General features: G+C 60.1%; 18 protein-coding genes. 10 read left to right on the plus strand and 8 right to left on the minus strand.

Annotated elements, in window-relative coordinates; translation table 11 throughout:
* Positions 1 to 10 precede the first annotated feature (10 nt).
* The 4 genes from AAE029_RS23665 to AAE029_RS23680 all read left to right on the plus strand — a co-directional run bounded on the left by AAE029_RS23665 (position 11) and on the right by AAE029_RS23680 (position 4,011).
* Positions 11 to 940 (plus strand): carbohydrate ABC transporter permease, encoded by a 930-nt coding sequence (locus AAE029_RS23665; protein WP_371075348.1) that lies wholly within the window; start codon positions 11 to 13, stop codon positions 938 to 940.
* Positions 937 to 1,785: a carbohydrate ABC transporter permease gene (locus tag AAE029_RS23670; RefSeq protein ID WP_371075349.1), complete on the plus strand. Its 849-nt coding sequence runs from the start codon at positions 937 to 939 to the stop codon at positions 1,783 to 1,785. Before AAE029_RS23665 ends, AAE029_RS23670 begins: the two co-directional genes overlap by 4 nt.
* Before the next feature lie 119 nt (positions 1,786 to 1,904).
* Positions 1,905 to 2,948 (plus strand): ABC transporter ATP-binding protein, encoded by a 1,044-nt coding sequence (locus tag AAE029_RS23675; protein WP_371075350.1) that lies wholly within the window; start codon positions 1,905 to 1,907, stop codon positions 2,946 to 2,948.
* A 76-nt stretch (positions 2,949 to 3,024) separates the two neighbouring features.
* Positions 3,025 to 4,011, plus strand: a complete 987-nt coding sequence (locus tag AAE029_RS23680; protein WP_371075351.1) for a DUF72 domain-containing protein — start codon at positions 3,025 to 3,027, stop codon at positions 4,009 to 4,011.
* 2 nt (positions 4,012 to 4,013) lie between these two features.
* Here the strand turns inward: AAE029_RS23680 and pncB are convergent, their stop codons facing one another.
* The 8 genes from pncB to AAE029_RS23720 all read right to left on the minus strand — a co-directional run bounded on the left by pncB (position 4,014) and on the right by AAE029_RS23720 (position 13,683).
* The gene (pncB, locus tag AAE029_RS23685) at positions 4,014 to 5,318 is read right to left on the minus strand and encodes a nicotinate phosphoribosyltransferase (RefSeq protein ID WP_371075352.1); all 1,305 of its coding nucleotides are present in this window, start codon (positions 5,316 to 5,318) and stop codon (positions 4,014 to 4,016) included.
* Positions 5,319 to 5,494: 176 nt separating this feature from the next.
* Entirely contained in the window at positions 5,495 to 5,839 is a 345-nt protein-coding gene (locus AAE029_RS23690; protein WP_371075353.1) for a hypothetical protein, read from the minus strand.
* Positions 5,840 to 5,996: 157 nt separating this feature from the next.
* Entirely contained in the window at positions 5,997 to 6,956 is a 960-nt protein-coding gene (locus AAE029_RS23695; RefSeq protein ID WP_371075354.1) for a 2-hydroxyacid dehydrogenase, read from the minus strand.
* Between the two features lie 10 nt (positions 6,957 to 6,966).
* The gene (locus tag AAE029_RS23700) at positions 6,967 to 8,604 is read right to left on the minus strand and encodes an ABC transporter ATP-binding protein (protein WP_371075355.1); all 1,638 of its coding nucleotides are present in this window, start codon (positions 8,602 to 8,604) and stop codon (positions 6,967 to 6,969) included.
* Positions 8,601 to 9,749, minus strand: a complete 1,149-nt coding sequence (locus AAE029_RS23705; RefSeq protein WP_371075356.1) for an ABC transporter permease — start codon at positions 9,747 to 9,749, stop codon at positions 8,601 to 8,603. The genes AAE029_RS23700 and AAE029_RS23705 overlap by 4 nt, the downstream gene beginning before the upstream one ends.
* Before the next feature lies 1 nt (position 9,750).
* Positions 9,751 to 10,836 (minus strand): microcin C ABC transporter permease YejB, encoded by a 1,086-nt coding sequence (locus tag AAE029_RS23710; protein ID WP_371075357.1) that lies wholly within the window; start codon positions 10,834 to 10,836, stop codon positions 9,751 to 9,753.
* 160 nt (positions 10,837 to 10,996) lie between these two features.
* On the minus strand, positions 10,997 to 12,832 hold the full coding sequence (locus AAE029_RS23715) for an extracellular solute-binding protein (protein WP_371075358.1): 1,836 nt from the start codon (positions 12,830 to 12,832) through the stop codon (positions 10,997 to 10,999).
* A gap of 221 nt (positions 12,833 to 13,053) precedes the next feature.
* Entirely contained in the window at positions 13,054 to 13,683 is a 630-nt protein-coding gene (locus AAE029_RS23720; protein ID WP_371075359.1) for a TetR/AcrR family transcriptional regulator, read from the minus strand.
* 40 nt (positions 13,684 to 13,723) lie between these two features.
* Here AAE029_RS23720 and AAE029_RS23725 point away from each other — a divergent pair, with 40 nt between their 5' ends.
* From AAE029_RS23725 to dapB, 6 genes are all read left to right on the plus strand, one after another.
* Positions 13,724 to 14,296: a hydrolase gene (locus AAE029_RS23725; RefSeq protein WP_371075360.1), complete on the plus strand. Its 573-nt coding sequence runs from the start codon at positions 13,724 to 13,726 to the stop codon at positions 14,294 to 14,296.
* Positions 14,297 to 14,424: 128 nt separating this feature from the next.
* Positions 14,425 to 15,504: a penicillin-insensitive murein endopeptidase gene (mepA, locus tag AAE029_RS23730; RefSeq protein WP_371075361.1), complete on the plus strand. Its 1,080-nt coding sequence runs from the start codon at positions 14,425 to 14,427 to the stop codon at positions 15,502 to 15,504.
* A 91-nt stretch (positions 15,505 to 15,595) separates the two neighbouring features.
* A complete protein-coding gene (locus AAE029_RS23735; RefSeq protein ID WP_371075362.1) occupies positions 15,596 to 15,976 on the plus strand; it encodes a methylglyoxal synthase in 381 nt (126 codons plus the stop codon).
* Positions 15,977 to 16,008: 32 nt separating this feature from the next.
* Complete coding sequence (locus tag AAE029_RS23740; RefSeq protein ID WP_371075363.1) at positions 16,009 to 17,034, plus strand: glucokinase; 1,026 nt, start codon at positions 16,009 to 16,011, stop codon at positions 17,032 to 17,034.
* Between the two features lie 114 nt (positions 17,035 to 17,148).
* Entirely contained in the window at positions 17,149 to 18,939 is a 1,791-nt protein-coding gene (locus AAE029_RS23745) for an ABC transporter ATP-binding protein (RefSeq protein WP_371075364.1), read from the plus strand.
* Between the two features lie 19 nt (positions 18,940 to 18,958).
* Entirely contained in the window at positions 18,959 to 19,783 is an 825-nt protein-coding gene (gene dapB, locus AAE029_RS23750) for a 4-hydroxy-tetrahydrodipicolinate reductase (protein ID WP_371075365.1), read from the plus strand.
* Positions 19,784 to 19,806 lie beyond the last annotated feature (23 nt).

Below are 19,806 nucleotides of genomic sequence, written 5' to 3' on the forward strand. Positions count from 1 at the left end.
GGTGGCGCGGATGGTACAGAACGTCAGCGGCGAAAGCTCGGCACGCGCATGGCGCGTGCCGAGGCTGAGCCTTAAGCGTCGAGAGGCGCTGGAGGCGTGGCTCTTTGTCAGCCCGATCGTGACCGGTTTCCTGATCTTCTTCGTCGGACCGCTCGTCGCGGTCGTCTTCTACAGCATGACCGAGTGGAACCTGCTGACGCAGCAGGCGACCTTCGTCGGCATGCGCAACTATGTCGATGCGCTGACGCAAAACCCGGATTTCTGGCATGTCATCCGCAATTCGCTGATCTTTGCCGCGGGCCTTGTACCGTTCAACATGGCCCTTGCCCTGTGCCTGGCACTCGCCCTTTCGCGCCCCTTCTTCGGCGTCGTCTTCTTCCGCACCATTTTCTTCGCACCGGTGATCACCTCGGCGGTTGCCTGGGCGATCGTTTGGAAATTCCTGCTGCAGGGCGAAAACGGCTTCGTGAACCAGATGCTCGCCATCATCGGCATCGACGGTCCAAACTGGCTGCGTGACCCCAACTGGGCAATGGTCGCCGTCATATTCACCCGCGTCATCAAGATGGTGGGGCTGAACATGATCCTCTATATCGCAGCCCTGCAATCGGTACCGCGCGACTACGAGGAAGCGGCGCGCCTCGAAGGGGCCTCCGGCTGGCAGATCTTCTGGTCAATCACCTGGCCGCTGCTGGCACCGACCACGCTTGTCATCATGATCATCACCATGATCGGTTCGTTCAAGGTGTTCGACCACATCTACCTGATGACCAATGGCGGGCCGGAAAACGGCACGCTGGTGCTGGCCTTCTACATTTACGAGCAGGGCTTCAAGTTCTTCAACACCGGCTATGCTTCGGCTCTGGCGATGATCATGTTTATGGTCGTTCTGGTGCTGACCATCCTGCAGCTCCTGCTGCGACGCAAGGAGGCGTCATGACCCTCTCGCCGCGCAGACTTCATCTGCTCTACCGCATCTGCTGGGCGCTGGCGCTGGCCGCGCTGGCAATCCCCTTCGTCTTTCCCTTCCTCTGGATGATCTCCTCCGGCTTCAAGAGCCCGACCGAAATCTTTGGCCAGCCGAGCCTCATCCCCACGGTCTGGCGCTGGCAGAATTTCATCGAGGTCTTCACCTACCAGCCCTTCGCGCGGCAATATTTCAATTCGCTCTATATCGCGCTCGTTGTGACGGCGCTGACGCTCGTGGTGTCTTCGCTTGCCGGTTATGCGCTTGCACGCATGCGCTTTGCCGGCGCCGGCCTGCTGATGGTGTTCCTGCTCTCGGCGCTGATGGTGCCGGAGGAGGTGACGATCATCCCGAATTTCTTCCTGATGCGCTGGCTGGGGCTGATGGACACCCATTTGCCGCTGATCCTGCTTCCTGTCTTCGGTCCGCACGGGATCATGGCGACCTTCCTCATGCGCCAGTATTTTCTGGCTTTGCCAAAAGAGGTGGAAGAGGCCGGCAAGATGGACGGGCTGTCCCGTTTCGGCATCTGGTGGCTCATCGCGCTGCCGATGTCGCGGCCGGCGCTGGCGGCCGTTGCCATCATCACTTTCCTCTTCTCGTGGAACCTCTTCCTCGAACCGCTCGTCTTCGTGAGCTCACTCAATCTGTTCACGCTGCCGCTCGCGCTCAACAATTTCAACGATCCCTATGGCCTGCCGCTCTGGAACCTCCAACTAGCGGCGACAAGCCTCGCCGTCGTGCCGATCCTCGGGATCTATCTGATCGCGCAGCGCCAGATCATCGAAAGCTTCGCCATGTCGGGCGTGAAGGGCTAGAGCAATTCCAGGAAAAGTGCAGAGCGGTTTTCCGTCCGGAATTGCGTAAAAACAAAAAGTTAGAGCGGTTCTGCGCTTCCATAAAGAGCTGAACCGCTCTAACCCAAGGAGAAACAGTCATGACAAGCCTGACATTGAAGAATCTGGAAAAGCGCTTTGGCAGTGTCCATGTGATCAAGGGCGTCGACCTCAGGATCGACGACGGTGAGTTCGTCGTTTTTGTCGGTCCTTCCGGCTGCGGCAAGTCCACGCTTCTGCGCATGATATCGGGTCTGGAAGACATCACCGGAGGCTCGCTCTATATCGGCAACCGCCTTGTCAACGAAGTGCAGGCCGCCAGGCGTGGCGTCGCCATGGTGTTTCAATCCTACGCGCTCTATCCGCACCTGAATGTGCGCGACAACATGGGTTTCGGGCTGAAGGTGCGAAAGGTGCCGCGACCGGACGCCGAAAGACGCGTGAAAGAGGCTGCCGCCACGCTGAAGATCGAGGGGCTGCTCGATCGTTTCCCACGCGAACTCTCCGGCGGCCAGCGCCAGCGCGTCGCCATCGGCCGGGCGATCGTCGGCAATCCTGACGTCTTCCTGTTCGACGAGCCGCTTTCCAACCTGGATGCCGAATTGCGCGTCCACATGCGCTCCGAAATCGCCGCGCTGCACAAGCGCCTCGGCAATACCATGATCTATGTCACCCATGACCAGATCGAGGCGATGACGCTTGCCGACAAGATCGTGGTACTGCGCGATGGACAGATCGAACAGGTCGGCACCCCGCGTGAACTCTATTCGCGGCCGCACAACGTCTTCGTCGCGCAGTTCATCGGCAGTCCGAAGATGAATATCCTGCCGATCGCAATCCTTGCGAAAAGCGCCGGCGACAGCAGCATGGCGCGAACACAGACCGATCGGGTCGGCATGCGTCCCGAGCATCTGTCGATTGTCACGCCTCAGAACGGCATGTTCGTCGGCACTGTCGCGCTCAGCGAGTATACCGGCGCCGGTTCGCTAGTCCATGTGGCGATCGAGAATGCCGGCACCTGCCTTGTCCTCCACGATGGTCCGATTGCGCCGGCGATCGGTGAGGTCGTAGGACTGACTATTTCGCCGGAGAATCTGCACTTCTTCGATGTGAACGGGAACGCGATTGCGACGGAACAGAACTGATTTCTGCTCCACTCCGAGACTGACCGGCGCGATTCATTCTTGGGAACAAAGGCCGCGGTCAGGATGTTGACGCCGTATGACGAAGACCGGAACCATTCGCATCGGCATCTCGGGATGGACCTATCGGCCGTGGCGCGGCGTCTTTTATCCCAAGGATCTTCCGCAGAAGCAGGAACTCGGCTATGCGGCGCGGCATTTCGCATCGATCGAGATCAACGGCACCTTCTATGGCCTGCAGAAGCCTGACAGTTTCGCGCGGTGGGCCGATGAAACGCCTGATGATTTCGTCTTCGCGATCAAGGGTTCGCGCTATATCACCCATATGCGCAAGCTGCGGGACATCGAAACGCCGCTCGCCAATTTCTTCGCATCCGGCCCTTTGCGGCTCGGCCGAAAGCTCGGGCCCATCCTCTGGCAGTTTGCGCCGCGCTTCGCGTTCGATGCCGCATTGTTCGAACCGTTCCTAGCATTGCTGCCGCAGGACACGGCGACGGCTGCAGCACTTGCCCGCCGTCACGACAGCCGTCTCGAAGGACGTAGTTGGACGAAAAGCGATATCGAGCAGCCGCTTCGCCATGCAATCGAAATACGCCATGACAGCTTTCGGTCGCCCGAGTTCATCAAGCTGCTGCGCCGCTACAATGTGGCGCTTGTCTGCGCCGATACCGTGGAATGGCCGAGGCTGATGGATCTGACTTCGGACTTCGTCTACTGCCGCCTGCACGGCTCGGAAGAGCTCTACGTCAGCGGCTATGACGACGATGCGCTCGATCTCTGGGCGCGACGCGCGGATGCCTGGGCTCATGGTCGCGAGCCGGCTAAGGCCGACCGCGTGCTCGGCCCTACGAGGCCGCGCTCGAAAGGCCGGGACGTCTACGTCTATTTCGATAATGATGCGAAGGTCCGCGCGCCCGCGGACGCCAAGGCGCTCGCCGAGCGACTCGGCATTGCAGTAGACAGTGAAAAGCAGGTGCAATCGGGCAGGCCATCCAGGGGTCACCGGCGGGCTGCACGTCCTGCAGCGCGCCAGAATGCATCACAGCGCGCCCGAGCTCCTAATTAATCTCAGACGAAGACTTCCTGATCCACACGATCCTCGGCACCGAAGAACTTCAGATAGCGCTCGACCTCGGCCGGATCGCCCGTCGCCTTCTGCGGATTGTCCGAGAGCTTGACCGCCGGCCGGCCATTGGCTTCGCTTACCTTACAGACGATGGAGATCGGGTGGAGGCCGTCGTTTTCGGTCGGCGCGCAGCCGGCAAAATCATTGGTGAGATTGGTGCCCCAGCCGAAGCTCATGCGCACCCGTCCCTCGAAATGGTTATAGGTGTCGATGATGGCGTCGACATCGAGGCCATCGGAAAAGATCAGGAGTTTCTGGCGCGGATCGCGGCCCATCTTCTTCCACCAGGCAATGATCTTCTCGCCGCCCTCGATCGGCGGTGCGCTGTCGGGACGAAAGCCGGTCCAGTCGGCGACCCATTCCGGCGCATTGCGCAGGAAGGCAGCCGTGCCGAAAGCATCCGGCAGCACGATCAACAGGTTGCCGCCATAGAGCCGGTTCCAGTCCCGCATCACCTTATAGGGTGCGTTGGCGAGCTCCTCATCCGTCCTGGCGAGTGCTGCTGCAACCATCGGCAGTTCATGCGCGTTCGTTCCCACCGCCTCGAGATCGGAATCCATCGCCAGCAGCACGTTGCTGGTGCCGGTGAAGGCCGGACCGATACCTTCCTTCAGCGCTTCCACGCACCAGCGCTGCCAGAGGAAGCTGTGGCGACGCCGCGTGCCGAAGTCCGAGATGCGGAGGCCCGGAAGCTGTCGCAGGCGCTCCACCTTCTCCCACATCTTCGCCTTCGCCCGGGCGTAGAGCACATCCAGCGTAAAGGGTCCGAGCGTCTTCATCGCGGCGCGCGAACGCAACTCATTGATGATGGCGAGCGCCGGAATCTCCCACATGGTCGTTTCTTTCCAGGACCCGTGGAAGTCCAGAATATACTGACCATCCTTGATCGACAGCTCGTATTCCGGAAGCTGAAAATTCGAAAGCCATGTCAGAAATTCCGGCTCGAAAATCTGCGCCCTGCCATAGAAGGAGTTACCAGCCAGCCACATCATCTCTTTCTTTGAGAGTCGGATGGTTCGGGCATGATCGAGCTGCTCGCGCAGTGCGCCCTCGTCGATCGTCTCGGCAAGCCGGACGCGCTTCGTGCGATTGATCAGCGAGAAGGTTGCATTCACATCCGGATAGAGCTTCCAGATCATCTGCAGCATCAACAGCTTATAGAAATCCGTGTCGATCAGGCTGCGGATGATCGGGTCGAGCTTCCAGGTGTGATTATAGACGCGAGTTGCGATATCGGTCTTGGTCATAGACTCCTGCCCCTGCCATCCGGTGGGCCGCATGCTTCGTGACGGAGTGATGCGCAGTAAACCGGATGTGCGTCTTCTTATCGAAAAATGCCAGAGCAAAGTCCATAGTTTTGCTCAATAAAAACGCCCTGCGCCGATGACGCAGGGCGTGATGGTTTTCTGAACGCCGGCTTGCCTTATTGCTGCGTCGGGGCTTGCCGTGTCGGGGATGGCGGCTGTTCCGGAGGGGTCGGCTCCGTCGGGACCGCTCTGCCGTTCTGCATCGATGGCGGCGGGGGCGGCTGAGGCTGCTGGCTTTGCATTTCCTGACCCGGCTGCTGCGGCGCGACCTGGTCGCTCTCACGCTCGCCCCAGATTTCCACAGGAATCCAGAGAATGAATGCGAGCACCAGGGCAACGACCAGAACGGTCAATATCCGAGATCCCCAATTGCCCTGGCGCGCCTCTGTCGGCGTCAGCTCCTTCTCCTCGTGCAGTCTGTTGTCGGACTCTTCCCAACGGGTTTCCGTGCGAGGTGCCATCGTCGTCTCCTTCCGTTTTATCGGTGGGACAGGATCTCGCAGCATCTTCACGAGCATCCGCAGGCAAAACGACTGGAAGGAGGGAAAGTTCCGATCTTGGGTACAGCGCCGTGTGTCTATAAAGCGCACGGAGGTCGCTGTAACACCTTGAATTGTCTCAATAGCCGCCGGCGCGATCGACCAGATATTGCAAGGGTTCGCCGCGCTCGAACCGGCCAATCTGTGTTTCGACATGGCGGAAAAGCGCGTCCACGTCGGAAGCCGCCGCCGCATGCGGCGTCAGGATAACGTTCTCCATGGCCCAGAAGGGACTTGCCGCCGGCAGGGGTTCGATCTCGAATACGTCCAGGGAGGCACCGCCAAGAATGCCGTCGGTCAATGCTGCTGTAAGATCGGTTTCCACCTGGCTTTTCCCGCGCCCGGCATTGATGAAGACTGGCTTGCCCAGCGGGCCGCCCTGTCGCAGCTTGGAAAACACCTTTTTATCGAAGATCCCTGTCGTCTCGACCGTCAAAGGCAGGAGGCCGACCAGGAAGTCGGTCCTGGCGAGGAAAGCGTCGAGACCGTCGGCGTCGAAGGTTTCGATGCCTTGGATCTCGTGCTTGCGGCGCGACCACCCGATGACGTCGAAGCCCATGAGCTTTAATTTCCTTGCCGCGTCCTGGCCGAGCACGCCCATGCCCATAATGCCGACGGTGACGTCCTTCGCCTCCGGCTGCGGCAGTTCGCGCCAGATGCGGTCCCGCGCCTGCCGTTCATACGAACGAACCTGGCGCAGGTGCGCCAGGCACTGCAACACCACCCATTCGCTCATGCGCGTGGTCAGGCTCTCATCTACAAAACGAACCAGGGGCACATCCGGCAGGCCATCCGTCGCCAGGATGTGGTCAACGCCTGCGCCACCCGAAAAGATGACCTTCAGGTCCGGCGCCCGCGCAAAGAGATCCGGTTGCGGTTTCCAGATGACGGCATAGTCGATGCCTTTGAGATCCCGTTTCCCCACTCGCGGATCGGCGAGATTGATGGTTTCCCGGTCCTGGAAGGACTTTGAGAGAGCTGTGGCTACGATCTGCGGATCGAATTTCAGATCGATGATGACAGAGCTTCTCTCGGGCATGGTCTCAAACTTACTGGCTGACGGTGCCGGTGGGGACGGCTTCGATGTTGAAGGCGGCGGCGATGAGCGCCTTTGTATATTCATCGCGGGGTGCGCGGAAGATCTGCGAGGAAGATCCCTGCTCCACCACCTTGCCGAAGCGCATGACGATGACGTCGTTTGCCAGCGCCTTGACCACCTTGAGGTCATGACTGATGAAGAGATAGGCGAGATCATGCTTGCGCTGCAATTCACGCAGGAGATCGACGACCTGCGCCTGCACGCTCATGTCGAGCGCCGAGGTTGGCTCGTCAAGCATCACGAAACGCGGCTTCAGCACCATGGCCCGGGCGATCGCGATGCGCTGGCGCTGGCCGCCGGAAAATTCATGCGGATAGCGCCAGCGTGTCAGGGGATCGAGACCTACCTCTTCGAGCGCCCAGCAGACATGCCGATCGCGCTCGTCGGCCGAGAGCGAACGTTCGTGCACCTTCAGGCCCTCGGCGACGATATCGCCGACGGACATGCGGGGGCTCAGCGAACCATAGGGATCCTGAAAGACGACCTGAAGCTGGTTGCGCAGCGGCCGCATCTCCCGGAAGGAATAATCGGCGATGTCCTTGCCGACGAAGCTGATACGCCCCTGTGACGAAATCAGCCGGGTGAGGGCAAGGCCAAGCGTGGTCTTGCCGGAGCCAGATTCGCCGACGACGCCAAGCGTCTGTCCGGCGCGCAGCGCGAGATCGATCCCATCAACGGCCTTCACATGATCGACAACGCGGCGCATCAACCCCGCCTTGATCGGGAACCAGACGCGGATATCGGATCCTTCCATCACGATCGGCTTCGATGGATCGGCTACAGGCGGCTCGCCGCGCGGCTCGGATGCCAGAAGATGGCGCGTATATTCATGCTTGGGGCTGGCGAAGACCTCTTCGACGGTGCCGGTCTCGACGATCCGGCCCTTGGTCATGACGCAGACGCGATCGGCAAACTTGCGCACGATGCCGAGGTCATGGGTGATGAACAGCATGGACATGCCATGCGTCCCCTTGAGATCGCGCAGCAATTCGAGGATCTGCGCCTGCACGGTCACGTCCAGTGCCGTCGTCGGCTCGTCGGCGATCAGCAGTTCGGGACGGTTTGCAAGCGCCATGGCGATCATCACGCGCTGGCGCTGCCCGCCGGAAAGCTCATGCGGATAGGCCTTCAGACGCTTTTCCGGCTCGCGGATGCCGACCTGGTTCAATAATTCCAGCACGCGATTGCGCGCCGCCTGGCCCGTCACGCCCTGATGAAGCGCAAGAACCTCGCCGATCTGCTTTTCGATCGTGTGCAGCGGATTAAGCGAGGTCATCGGCTCCTGGAAGATCATCGTGATGTCGTTTCCACGGACCTCGCGCAGAACGGTGTCGGAGGCCTTCAGCAGGTCCCTGCCCTTGAAGATGATCTCCCCGGAGGGATGACTCGCCGAAGGATAGGGCAAGAGCCGCAGGATGGAGTTGGCCGATACCGATTTGCCGGAGCCCGATTCGCCGACGAGTGCGACGACCTCACCCTTGTTGATCTCGAAGGAAATATGATCGACCGCAAGTGACGCTTGGCCGCCCTGATGAAAGGCGACGGACAAGTCGCGGACGGAAAGAAGCGGTTCGGAAGCATGGTTCATTGGAATGTCTTCCTCGGATCAAAGGCATCGCGCACCGCCTCGCCGACGAAAATCAGCAGCGACAACATGATCGACATGGTGAAGAAGGCCGTCAGCCCAAGCCAGGGTGCCTGCAGGTTCGCCTTGCCCTGCGCGATCATCTCGCCCAGCGACGGCGAGCCGGGAGGCATGCCGAAACCGAGAAAATCGAGCGAGGTCAACGTCGTGATCGACCCTGACAGGATGAAAGGCAGAAAGGTCAGCGTCGCGACCATCGCGTTCGGCAGCAGGTGCCGGTACATGATCGTGCGGTTGTTGACGCCGAGCGCGCGGGCGGCCCGCACATATTCGAAATTGCGGGCGCGCAAGAATTCGGCCCTGACGACGCCGACGAAGCCGACCCAGGAAAACAGCAGCATGATACCAAGCAACACGAAGAAACCCGGCGGCAGGACCGCGGCGATGATCAGCAGGATGTAAAGCACCGGCATCGACGACCAGATTTCAATAAAGCGCTGGAGCAAAAGGTCCGTCCAGCCGCCGAAATAGCCCTGGACCGCGCCGGCCGTCACGCCAACGATGGCCGAGCAGATGGTGAGCGCTAGACCGAACAGGACCGAGACGCGGAAGCCGTAGATTATGCGCGCCAGCACATCGCGTGCCTGGTCGTCCGTGCCGAGCCAGTTGAGATTGCCAAGCGTGCAGCCGGGATCGGCGGCACCCTGCGGATAGCCGGAGCAACGCTCCTCCTTGCTCATCAGCCAGAAGGGTGGCGTCGGCGCGGAATGGGGGATGTTGGAGTTCACCGAGCGGTAGGAATAGTGAATCGGCGGCCAGATCATCCAGCCGTTTGCGTTGATCTCGTCGGAGATTACCGAGGAGCGGTAATCCGTCTCCGCGAGGAAGCCGCCGAACTTTTCCTCGGGGTAATCCACCATTACCGGAAACAGGATCTCGCCTTTGTAAGAGGCAATGATCGGCTTGTCGTTAGCGATGAATTCCGCAAACAGGGTAAGCACGAAGAGCAGCATGAACAGCCAGAACGACCAGTAGCCACGGCGGTTCGCCTTGAAATTCCGCCAGCGGCGGATGTTGGTCGGCGAAAAAAGTCCTTTGCGCGGCGGCTTGACCGGAGCGACCGAAACCGGGTTCGTGACTTTGTCCATCTCAGACATCCCTCCGCTCGAAATCGATGCGCGGGTCGATCCAGGTATAGATCAGGTCCGAGATCAGGCCGACGAAGAGGCCAAGAAGGGAGAAGATGTAGAGCGTCGCGAAGACGATGGGATAGTCGCGATTGACCACCGAAAGATAGCCGAGGCGTCCGAGTCCATCGAGCGAAAAGATGTTCTCGATCAGGAGCGAGCCGGTAAAGAAGGCGGAGATAAAGGCGCCCGGAAAGCTGGCGATGACGATCAACATGGCGTTTCGGAAGACATGGCCGTAGAGCACCTGTCGGTCATTCAGCCCCTTGGCGCGGGCCGTGATCACATATTGCTTCTTGATCTCATCGATGAAGGAGTTCTTGGTCAAAAGCGTCGTGGTGGCAAAGGAGGCCAGCGACAGCGAGATCAGCGGCAGGACCAGGTGCCAGAAGTAATCGAGCGGCTTCTGCCACCAGGGCAGATCGGCGAAATTGTCGGAGACGAGGCCGCGCAGCGGGAACCAGTTGAAGAAGGAGCCGCCAGCAAAAAGGACGATCAGAAGAATGCCGAAAAGAAAGCTCGGGACGGCGTAGCCGATGATGATAGCCCCCGACGTCCAGACATCGAAGGTCGAGCCGTCCTTCACCGCCTTGCGGATACCGAGCGGGATCGAGATGGCATAGGAGAAGATCAGGATCCAGACACCAAGCGAAATCGAGACGGGTAGTTTATCGATGATCAAATCGATGACCGAGGTGTTCCGGAAGAAGCTTTCGCCGAAATCGAAGCGGCTATAGTTCCACATCATTTCCAGGAAGCGTGTCAGCGGCGGCTTGTCGAAGCCGAACTGTTTTTCCAGCTTGGCGATCAACTCGGGATCAAGACCCTGCGCACCGCGATATCGGGAACTGCTGTCGTCGAATTGCTGTCCCAGGTCGCCGCCGCCGGAAAGACGCTGGTCGGCGCCGTCTGCCTGTCCGGTCAATTGCGCGATGACCTGCTCGACCGGACCACCCGGCGCGAACTGAATGACGATGAAGGAGATAGCCATGATGCCAACGATCGTCGGTATCATCAGAAGCAGGCGACGAAGGATGTAGGATGCCATTAAAGCTTGCCAGCCCCGCGCATTGTCGCCGTCTGGCGACGTTCAACTCTCACCAATATACTCTCCTTTTCCGTCGTTGCGCTGCCACAGCGCCGTGCGTCCTGTAAGACGTTGATTCGGTCACTCTGGACGCTTCCGTCGCGCGATGGCAAGGTTTTCCTTACTTGCCTGCGCTTGTGGACCACCAGACGGTCGGCATGCCCAGTGAATATTCGGGAAGCTCCGGCGGATGGGTGATCGTGTCCCAATAGGCCATGCGAGAAACCCGTGAGCCGTAGCTCGGCACGACGATATGATGGGCGAGCAGAACCCGGTCCAGTGCCCGTGTCGCAGCGACAAGATCGTCGCGGTCCTTGGCGAAAATCACCTTTCGGATCAGCGCATCGACACCGGGATCGCTGATGCCGCTATAGTTCTGCGAGCCTTCGCGTTTTGCCGCATCCGAGCCCCAGTATTCCGCCTGTTCGTTGCCGGGGTTCATCGTCTCCCCCCATCCGTTGTATATCACGTCGAAATCGCGCGAACGCCAGCGATTGGTGAATTGCGACGGCTCTATGCTGCGAACCGTCGCCTCGATGCCGATCTTTCTGAGATTCTGCGAGAAGGATAGGGCGACCGGCTCGATCGTCGGGCCGTTCAGCAGGATCTCGAAGGTAAGCGGTTGGCCGGTGTTGACGTTGACCATCCGGTTGCCCTTCAGCTCATAGCCGGCCTCGCGCAACATGCCGATTGCCGTGCGCAGGTTCTCGCGAAGTTTTGCCGGATCGCCGCCGACCGGGTTCTTGTAGGGTTCGGTGAAGACCTTCGCCGGTACAAGGTCCTTTACTTCGTTCAGGATCTCCAGCTCACGACCCTCAGGGAGGCCGGAGGAAGCGAGCTCGGTGCGGAAGAAGAAGCTGTCGACGCGATCATAGGAACCATAGAAGATGGTGCGGCGCAGTTCCTCGAAATCGAAGGCATAGTTCAACGCCTCGCGCACGCGCTCGTCGGCGAATTTTTCGCGGCGCGTATTGAAGATGAAGCCGACCATGACGCCGACCTTGCGCATTTCGTTTTCGACTTCCTCGCGTTTCACCCGGCCATCCTTGACCGCGGGAAAATCATAGGCGGTCGCCCAGCGCTTTGCGGCATTCTCCCACCAGTAATCCGTGTTCCCGGACCGGAATGCCTCAAACATGACATCGCGGTCGGCATAATAGGTGTACTGGATGGCGCCGAAATTGTTCTGTCCGATATTTACGTTCAGGTCCTTGCCCCAATAGTCGTCCCGCAGCTCGTAGCGGATGGTCGAACCGGGCGTGACGGCGGCAATCTTGTACGGCCCTGAGCCGATCGGCATCTCCAGCGTCGTGCGCGAAATATCGCGCGGCTTGCCGTCCGGTCCCTTCGCCTCCCACCAGTGTTTCGGCACGATAGCGAGCTGTCCGACGATCTGCGGGAGCTCCCGGTTGTTGGCTTCGTCGAATTGGAACGTGACTTCCCGATCACCGGTCTTTTCGGCGGATTTGACGTGGCGGTAATAGAATTCCTGCTGCGGATTGTTTTTCTTTGCCTGCTCGAAGCTGAAGATCACATCCTCGGGCGTCACCGGTTGACCGTCGGCCCATCGGGCTTCCGCGCGCAGTCGGAACGTCACTGAGGAAATGTCGTCGGGATATTTGACTGCTTCGGCCAACAAACCATAGGACGACGAGACCTCGTCGAGTGCGGGCGTCAACAGTGTCTCGAAAACGAGACCCAGACCTTCGCCAACCTCGCCCTTCGCAAGCAGCGGATTGAGCGTATCGAAATTTCCCTCGGAGGAGAGACGGAGAGTTCCGCCCTTGGGCGCCTGCGGATTGACGTAGTCGTAGTGGTCAAAGCCGGAAGGATGTTTCAGTTCGCCGACAGTCGAAATGCCTGTCCGCCACCCACCCGCATCCTGTGCCATGGCTCCAACGGCAAGAAACAAAGAGCCGATAACGGACAGCGCAAGCTTCGGCATCAAGGATGTCATTCGCCAATTCCCATCTTATTTTATTTAGAGCGGTTCTGCTTTTCATGGAAACGCAGAACCGCTCTAACTTTTCTTTTTACGCAATTCCGGACGGAAAACCGCTTCGCACTTTTCCTGGAATTGCTCTAGCCGTTACCAAGGATACGAGAAATACGGGCGAAAAACAGGATATTGTTTCATTTTTGCCCGCCTCGCGAATTTTTGAATGCCATGGCCAGCGATCAGGTCGTCACTTCCTCCAGCCGGTGTCTCAGCATTCGGCGAAGCTCGCCGATCAGACGCGGATCTCCCGCGCCATCCGGGTCATAGGCGGCCGCAACGACAATGCGAATAAGCTCGAGAACGAGCGCTGCAAGCAGATCGGCGTCCGGCTCCACCGAAGGATCGGCATTCCTCAAGAGTGCTGCGATATTTGATCTGAGCTCGGCGCGCGATCGCGCCTTTCGCTCCTTCGGCACGTCGCGGCGTGCTGCAAGAACGGGAAACTCGGGAAACTCCTCGAGAAAGGTGCCGAGTCTCACGAAGATTGCGTCGCCAATGTCGGCGGCGTTCTTGCCCCCGGTTATTTCTTCCAGTGCCATCAATGCCGCATTGAGGTGCTGCAGGCGGTCGATATGCAATGCTTCGGCAAGCAACAGCTTGGTCGGAAAGAACTGATACAGTGAGCCGATCGAGGAGCGTCCTTCGGCCGCGATCTCCGTCATCGTGGCGGCATCATAGCCTTTTTGTAAGAATACCCTTGCTGCCGCCTCCAGGAGCATTGCAACCCGTTCATGACCGCGCTGGCGCTTCGGTTCACGCAATTTCGGTTCAGGAGTTGATTTTTGTGAGGCTATCCTCATATTTGTCATGGTGAGGGTATCCTCATATTTTATTTCCGGAGCCTCTTTCATGTCCCTCTACGATCCCAAGACCACGGCACTCATTTCCATCGACCTGCAAGGCCTCATTGTCGCACGCGCGGTCGCGCCCTATTCTGCCCAGCAGGTCATCGAAAACACCGCCGCGATTGCCAGGAAATTGAAATCGCAGGGTGGCACGACGATCTTCGTCACCGTCGGATTCTCCCCGGACTATGCCGATGCTGTCAACCAACCGGTCGATGAGGCCACGACTTTCCCGGATGGCGGGCTTCCGGCTGCCGCGCTCGCCGCTCCACCGGAAATTGCTGCGCTCACGCCTGACGTTCACATCGTCAAGCATCACTGGAGCGCTTTCTATGGCACGGAATTGGATCTGCAGCTTCGTCGTCGTGGAATCAAAACGGTGATCGTCACCGGTATCGCCACTAATTTCGGGGTCGAATCGACGGTCCGCGATGCCTTTGCGCATAATTATGCGGTCCTCGTCGTCGACGATGCGGCAACGAGCTTTTCAAAGGAGATGCACGAATTCTCCTGCACAAAGATCCTCCCGAGGCTCGCCCGTATCCGCAAGACAGCCGACCTTCTCGCAAACGCCTGAACCCCTTGTCGCGATCTGTCATTGCCTTTCTTGAGCCTCCTTTACAAGACATCGATTCACCAGAATCGGTTTTCACGGTAGATTTGACGGCAAATCACTTCGGCGGATGCCGGCAGAGGGGAATGGGCATGGCTTTTCGCGTCACTCGGATTTTCGACAGATTCGGCATGCTGGCATTAGCCAGCGCGATGGGTGCGACCCTGATTGCAGTCGGCGCGAGCGCTCAGCAGCAGACGCCGAGTCCGGGCAGCGCCAAGGCGCTCTTTGGCGCCGTCGCATTGCCGACCGAAGGACCCGCCAAGCCGCTCGGCTTTTATGCAAAAGGATGCATGACGGGTGCAGTGGCCCTGCCGACCGACGGGCCGACATGGCAGGCGATGCGACTTTCGCGAAATCGCCGCTGGGGCAATCCGGCGATGATCGCACTTCTGGAGCGGCTTTCCCAGGATGCGGTAAAATATGCCGGCTGGCCCGGCATTCTCGTCGGCGACATAGCCCAGCCGCGGGGAGGCCCGATGTTTAACGGCCACGCCTCGCACCAGATCGGGCTCGATGCCGACGTCTGGCTGACGCCGATGCCTGCGCATCACATGACGGCCCAGGAACGCGAGGACCTGCCGTTTACCTCCATGCTGCAGAAGAACAAGTTTCTGACCATCGATCCCGATGTCTGGACGGATTCGCACGCCAGGCTGCTGATGTTGGCGGCAAGCTATCCTCAGGTCGAACGCATCTTCGTCAACCCCGCAATCAAGAAGAAAATGTGCGACACCTGGACAGGCGACCGCACCAATCTCGGAAAGCTGCGCCCGGAATACGGGCATGATTCGCATTTCCATATTCGCCTCAAGTGCCCGCCGGGCGCTGCCGCCTGCAAATCGCAGGCGCCGGTTGCCGCCGGAGACGGTTGCGACAAATCCCTCGCCTGGTGGTTCACGAAGGAACCCTGGGCGCCGCCAAAGCCGAAGCCGCCGGGCGCAAAGCCGGTCAAGCCCCGCGAAGTCATGGTCTCCGACCTGCCGAAGGCTTGCGCCGCCATTCTGAGCGCGCCTTCCGTTCCTTCCATCGCGGATGCGACCTTCGGCGGAGCTGCGCCATCAGATAATTCGGTGCCCGCTGAGCCGGCTGCGACGCTCGTCAATTCTTCGCAGAGCAGCCTGCTGCCCGAAAGCGGTCCCGTGCCCTATTCGCGACCCTCCGACCAATGAGGCGCGCCGGAACGGCTCCTTGTCTTTCAAATGGCATTCGCTTGGTATAGAAGGCCAAATCGATTTAAAACATCGGGCGGAGTTGGGCTTCATGGCCGGCAGCAAATGCATCGCGCTCATTGCGCATGACGAGAAAAAGGACGCCATGGCGGAATTCGCCCGCCGTAACCAGAAGACACTCGGCAAGTCGCGCATCGTCGCAACCGGAACCACGGGTGGGCGCGTACTAGACGCCGCTCCGGGGCTCGATGTGACACGCCTGAAGAGCGGGCCGCTTGGCGGCGACCAGCAGATCGGCGCCATGATCGCCACCGGCGAGGTCGACCTTCTCATCTTCTTCGTCGATCCGCTGACGCCGATGCCCCATGATGTCGACGTGAAGGCACTGATGCGGCTTGCCATCGTTTACGACATTCCGATGGCTCTCAACGAAGCCACCGCCGAACGACTGATCACAACGCTTCAAGATTAATCCGCCGATCGGCGGCAGCAACGGAACCGGCCATGTCAAAGCTCAACCACAGCGAAGCTTCCCTGCCCTTTCCCATTCTGATCGGCGATATCGGCGGAACCAATGCGCGTTTCTCCATTCTTCCCGATGCGGAAGGCGAGCAGGAGCATTTTCCGAACGTGCGCACCGCAGATTATGCCACGATCGACGAGGCGATCCGCCGCGACGTTCTCGACAAGACTGACATGCGGCCACGCTCAGCCATTCTTGCCGTTGCCGGCCCGATCAACGGAGATGAGATCCCGCTCACAAATTGCGACTGGGTCGTCCGCCCGAAGACCATGATCGCCGACCTCGGCCTCGAGGACGTGCTTGTTGTCAACGACTTCGAGGCACAGGCGCTTGCTGTCGCCTCTTTCTCCGATCAGCATCGCGAACGGATCGGCACCGCCGGCGACGACATGGTCGCCTCCCGCGTCGTGCTCGGTCCCGGCACCGGCCTCGGGGTCGGCGGTCTGGTCCATGTACAGAATTGCTGGATTCCCGTTCCGGGCGAGGGCGGGCATATCGATCTCGGGCCACGCAGCAAGCGTGATCTGGAGATCTTCCCGCATCTGGAGCCGATCGAAGGACGCATTTCCGCCGAGCAGATCCTCTGCGGCCGCGGCCTCGTAAACCTCTACCGCGCCATCTGCGCTGCCGATGGCAACGAGGCCGTCCTGCGCGAGCCGGCGGAGATCACCACGCGCGCATTGGCCGGCACGGACAGGGTTGCCATGGAAACGGTCTCTCTTTTTGCGACCTATCTCGGCCGCGTGGCGGGCGACATGGCGCTCATCTTCATGGCGCGCGGGGGCGTCTATCTTTCGGGCGGCATATCGCAGAAGATCATTCCGGCCCTTCAGAAGCCGGAATTTCGCGCTGCATTCGAGGACAAGGCGCCGCATTCGGCGCTGCTGCGAAGCATTCCGACCTATGTCGTCACCCATCCTCTCGCAGCGCTTGCCGGCCTTTCGGACTATGCCCGGTCGCCCGTCAAATTCGGGCTTTCGACGGAAGGCCGCCGCTGGCAGCGGTGAACCGAAAAGGGTGATTCTGCCGTCGCTATGGTCAAAACTGTCCCGACTGGTTATAGAGGCCGCGCAGAATAGCTCATAGCGAGCAGTGCGATCGTGAGATAGGAACCCCGATCATTGGAATCTTCTGAGAGCAGGCCCAAGCAGTTCAACAGCGATACAGTGACAGGCGTCCTGAAGCGCATTATCGCCGAAAATGGCCGCGATCATATCTGGGGCTACGTGTTTGCGATTGCCTGCCTGGCGGCCGTGGCGCTGTCGACGGCCTTTACCGCCTGGATCATGGAATCGGTTATCAACGAAGCCTTCGCCAATCGGCGGGCCGACATTGTCTGGATCATCTGCCTCTCCATCTTCCTCGCCTTCGTGTTGCGCGGCTTTGCAAGCTACGGGCAGGGCGTCGCCCTTTCGAAGATCGGCAACAATATCGTCGCCCGCTACCAGCGGCGCCTTTATTCGCATCTGATGACGCTGTCGGTCGGCTTCTTCAGCGAGGCTCGATCGGCGCATATCGCCGCCCAGATCAGCCAGAACGTCAGCGGTATCCGCGACGTGCTGAACCTGACCATCACTTCGACGGCCCGCGACCTGCTGACGCTGATTTCGCTCATCATCGTGATGCTGCTGAAAGATCCGCTGCTGACGGCGATCGTCTTCCTGATCGCTCCTCCGCTGCTCTATGCGTTGCGCTATGTCTCGCAGCGGCTGCGCAAGACGACCCGCGAAGCGGTGCACCTCAACAGCCATGTGCTCGGCGCGACACAGGAGACGATCCAGGGGATTGCCATCGTCAAGGCCTTCACCATGGAGAATGAGCTGCGCAAGAAGGTCGAGAAAATCATCGGTGCTGCGGAAAATCGAGCCAACCGCATCGCCCGTCTTACCGAGCGCACCGCGCCACTGACGGAAACCTTCGCGGGCTTCGTTATCGCCAGCGTTCTCGCCTATGCCGCCTATCGCGCCATCTATCAGAACATACCGCCGGGCGCCTTCTTTGCCTTTGTGACCGCGCTATTGATGGCCTATGATCCCGCACGGCGCCTCGCCAAGCTGCAGGTTCAGCTGGAGCGGGCAGTCGTCAACGCACGCATGATCTATGAATTGCTCGACATGGAACCGCGTCAACGCGACCTGCCGGATGCGAAGGATCTGATCGTCACCGAAGCGCGCATCGAATTTCGCGGCGTGACATTTGCCTATGCCAGCGGCGAGTCCGTCCTTAACAATGTCGATCTCGTCGCAGAGGGGGGCAAGACCACCGCGCTCGTCGGCCCGTCCGGAGCGGGCAAATCCACTGTCATCAGCCTCATCCCCCGCTTCTACGACCCAAAGGAAGGGCAGATCCTGATTGATGGTCAGGACATCGCGCACGTCACCAAGCAGTCGCTGCGGCAGCAGCTCGCCTATGTGTCGCAGCAGCCCTATCTCTTCGAGGGAACGATCCGCGACAATATCCGCTATGGCCGCCCGGAGGCGACGGACGCCGAGGTCGAGGAGGCCGCAAGGCTCGCCTATGCCCATGATTTCATCCTGGCGCAGCCGCAGGGCTACGACACGCCGGTCGGCGAAAACGGCGTGACCCTTTCGGGCGGCCAGCGCCAGCGCCTCTCGATCGCACGCGCGCTCGTGCGCAACGCGCCGATCCTGCTGCTCGACGAGGCGACCTCGGCGCTCGATACGGAATCGGAAGCGGCGGTCCAGAAGGCGCTCGACCAGGCCATGACGGACCGCACGGTGGTCGTCATCGCTCATCGGCTTTCCACGATCGTCCGGGCTGACAAGATCGTCGTCATGCAGCAGGGCCGCGTCGTCGAGGAAGGCAACCACGAGACGCTTGCGAAGGTTAGTAACGGACTTTACGCTCGCCTCAACAATCTCCAAAGGCCATCGGCTTCCGAACAATTCTAAGAACAGGCAACGGTCTGACATGGATGACGCTGCAATGAAACTGGTGGTGGTTGGTGCGGCGGGCCGGATGGGCCAGACCCTGATCCGCCTCATTCACGGCACCGAAGGTGCCACACTCCATGCGGCCGTCGAACGCCCTGGATCACCCTTTATCGGCAAGGATGCCGGCGAGATCGCCGGGTTGGGGCCGATCGGCGTCACCGTCACCGATGACCCGTTAAACGCCTTCCTGCATGCGGACGGTGTCGTCGATTTCACTTCGCCGGCCGGATCGGTCGCCTTTGCCGGTCTTTCGGCGCAGGCTCGTATCGCGCATGTGATCGGCACCACGGGCTGCTCGGCAGAGGATGACGCCAAGATCAAGGCCGCTGCCCGGCATGCCCGCATCGTCAAGTCCGGCAATATGAGCCTCGGCGTCAATCTTCTGAGCGTGCTGACCGAGCAGGCCGCCCGCGCGCTTGCTCCATCCGACTGGGATATCGAGATCCTGGAAATGCATCACAAGCACAAGGTCGATGCGCCCTCCGGCACGGCGCTGCTGCTCGGCGAGGCCGCAGCCCATGGTCGCGGCATCGACCTTTCGGCCCATTCCGTCCGCGTCCGCGACGGTCATACCGGAGCGCGACCGGCTGGCACGATCGGCTTTGCAACGCTGCGCGGCGGCTCGGTTGTCGGTGATCACTCGGTCATCCTCGCCGGCGAAGGTGAACAGGTGACGCTGTCGCACAGCGCGGGGGATCGCTCGATTTTTGCCCGCGGCGCGATCAAGGCGGCGCTATGGGCGCGCGACAAGAAGCCCGGCTACTATTCCATGCTCGATGTCCTCGGGCTCTCCAGCAACTGACCTTATATCGAAGGAACTTTTCA

It is taken from the genome of Sinorhizobium sp. CB7 (genome assembly GCF_041357635.1).
Taxonomy (GTDB): domain Bacteria; phylum Pseudomonadota; class Alphaproteobacteria; order Rhizobiales; family Rhizobiaceae; genus Rhizobium.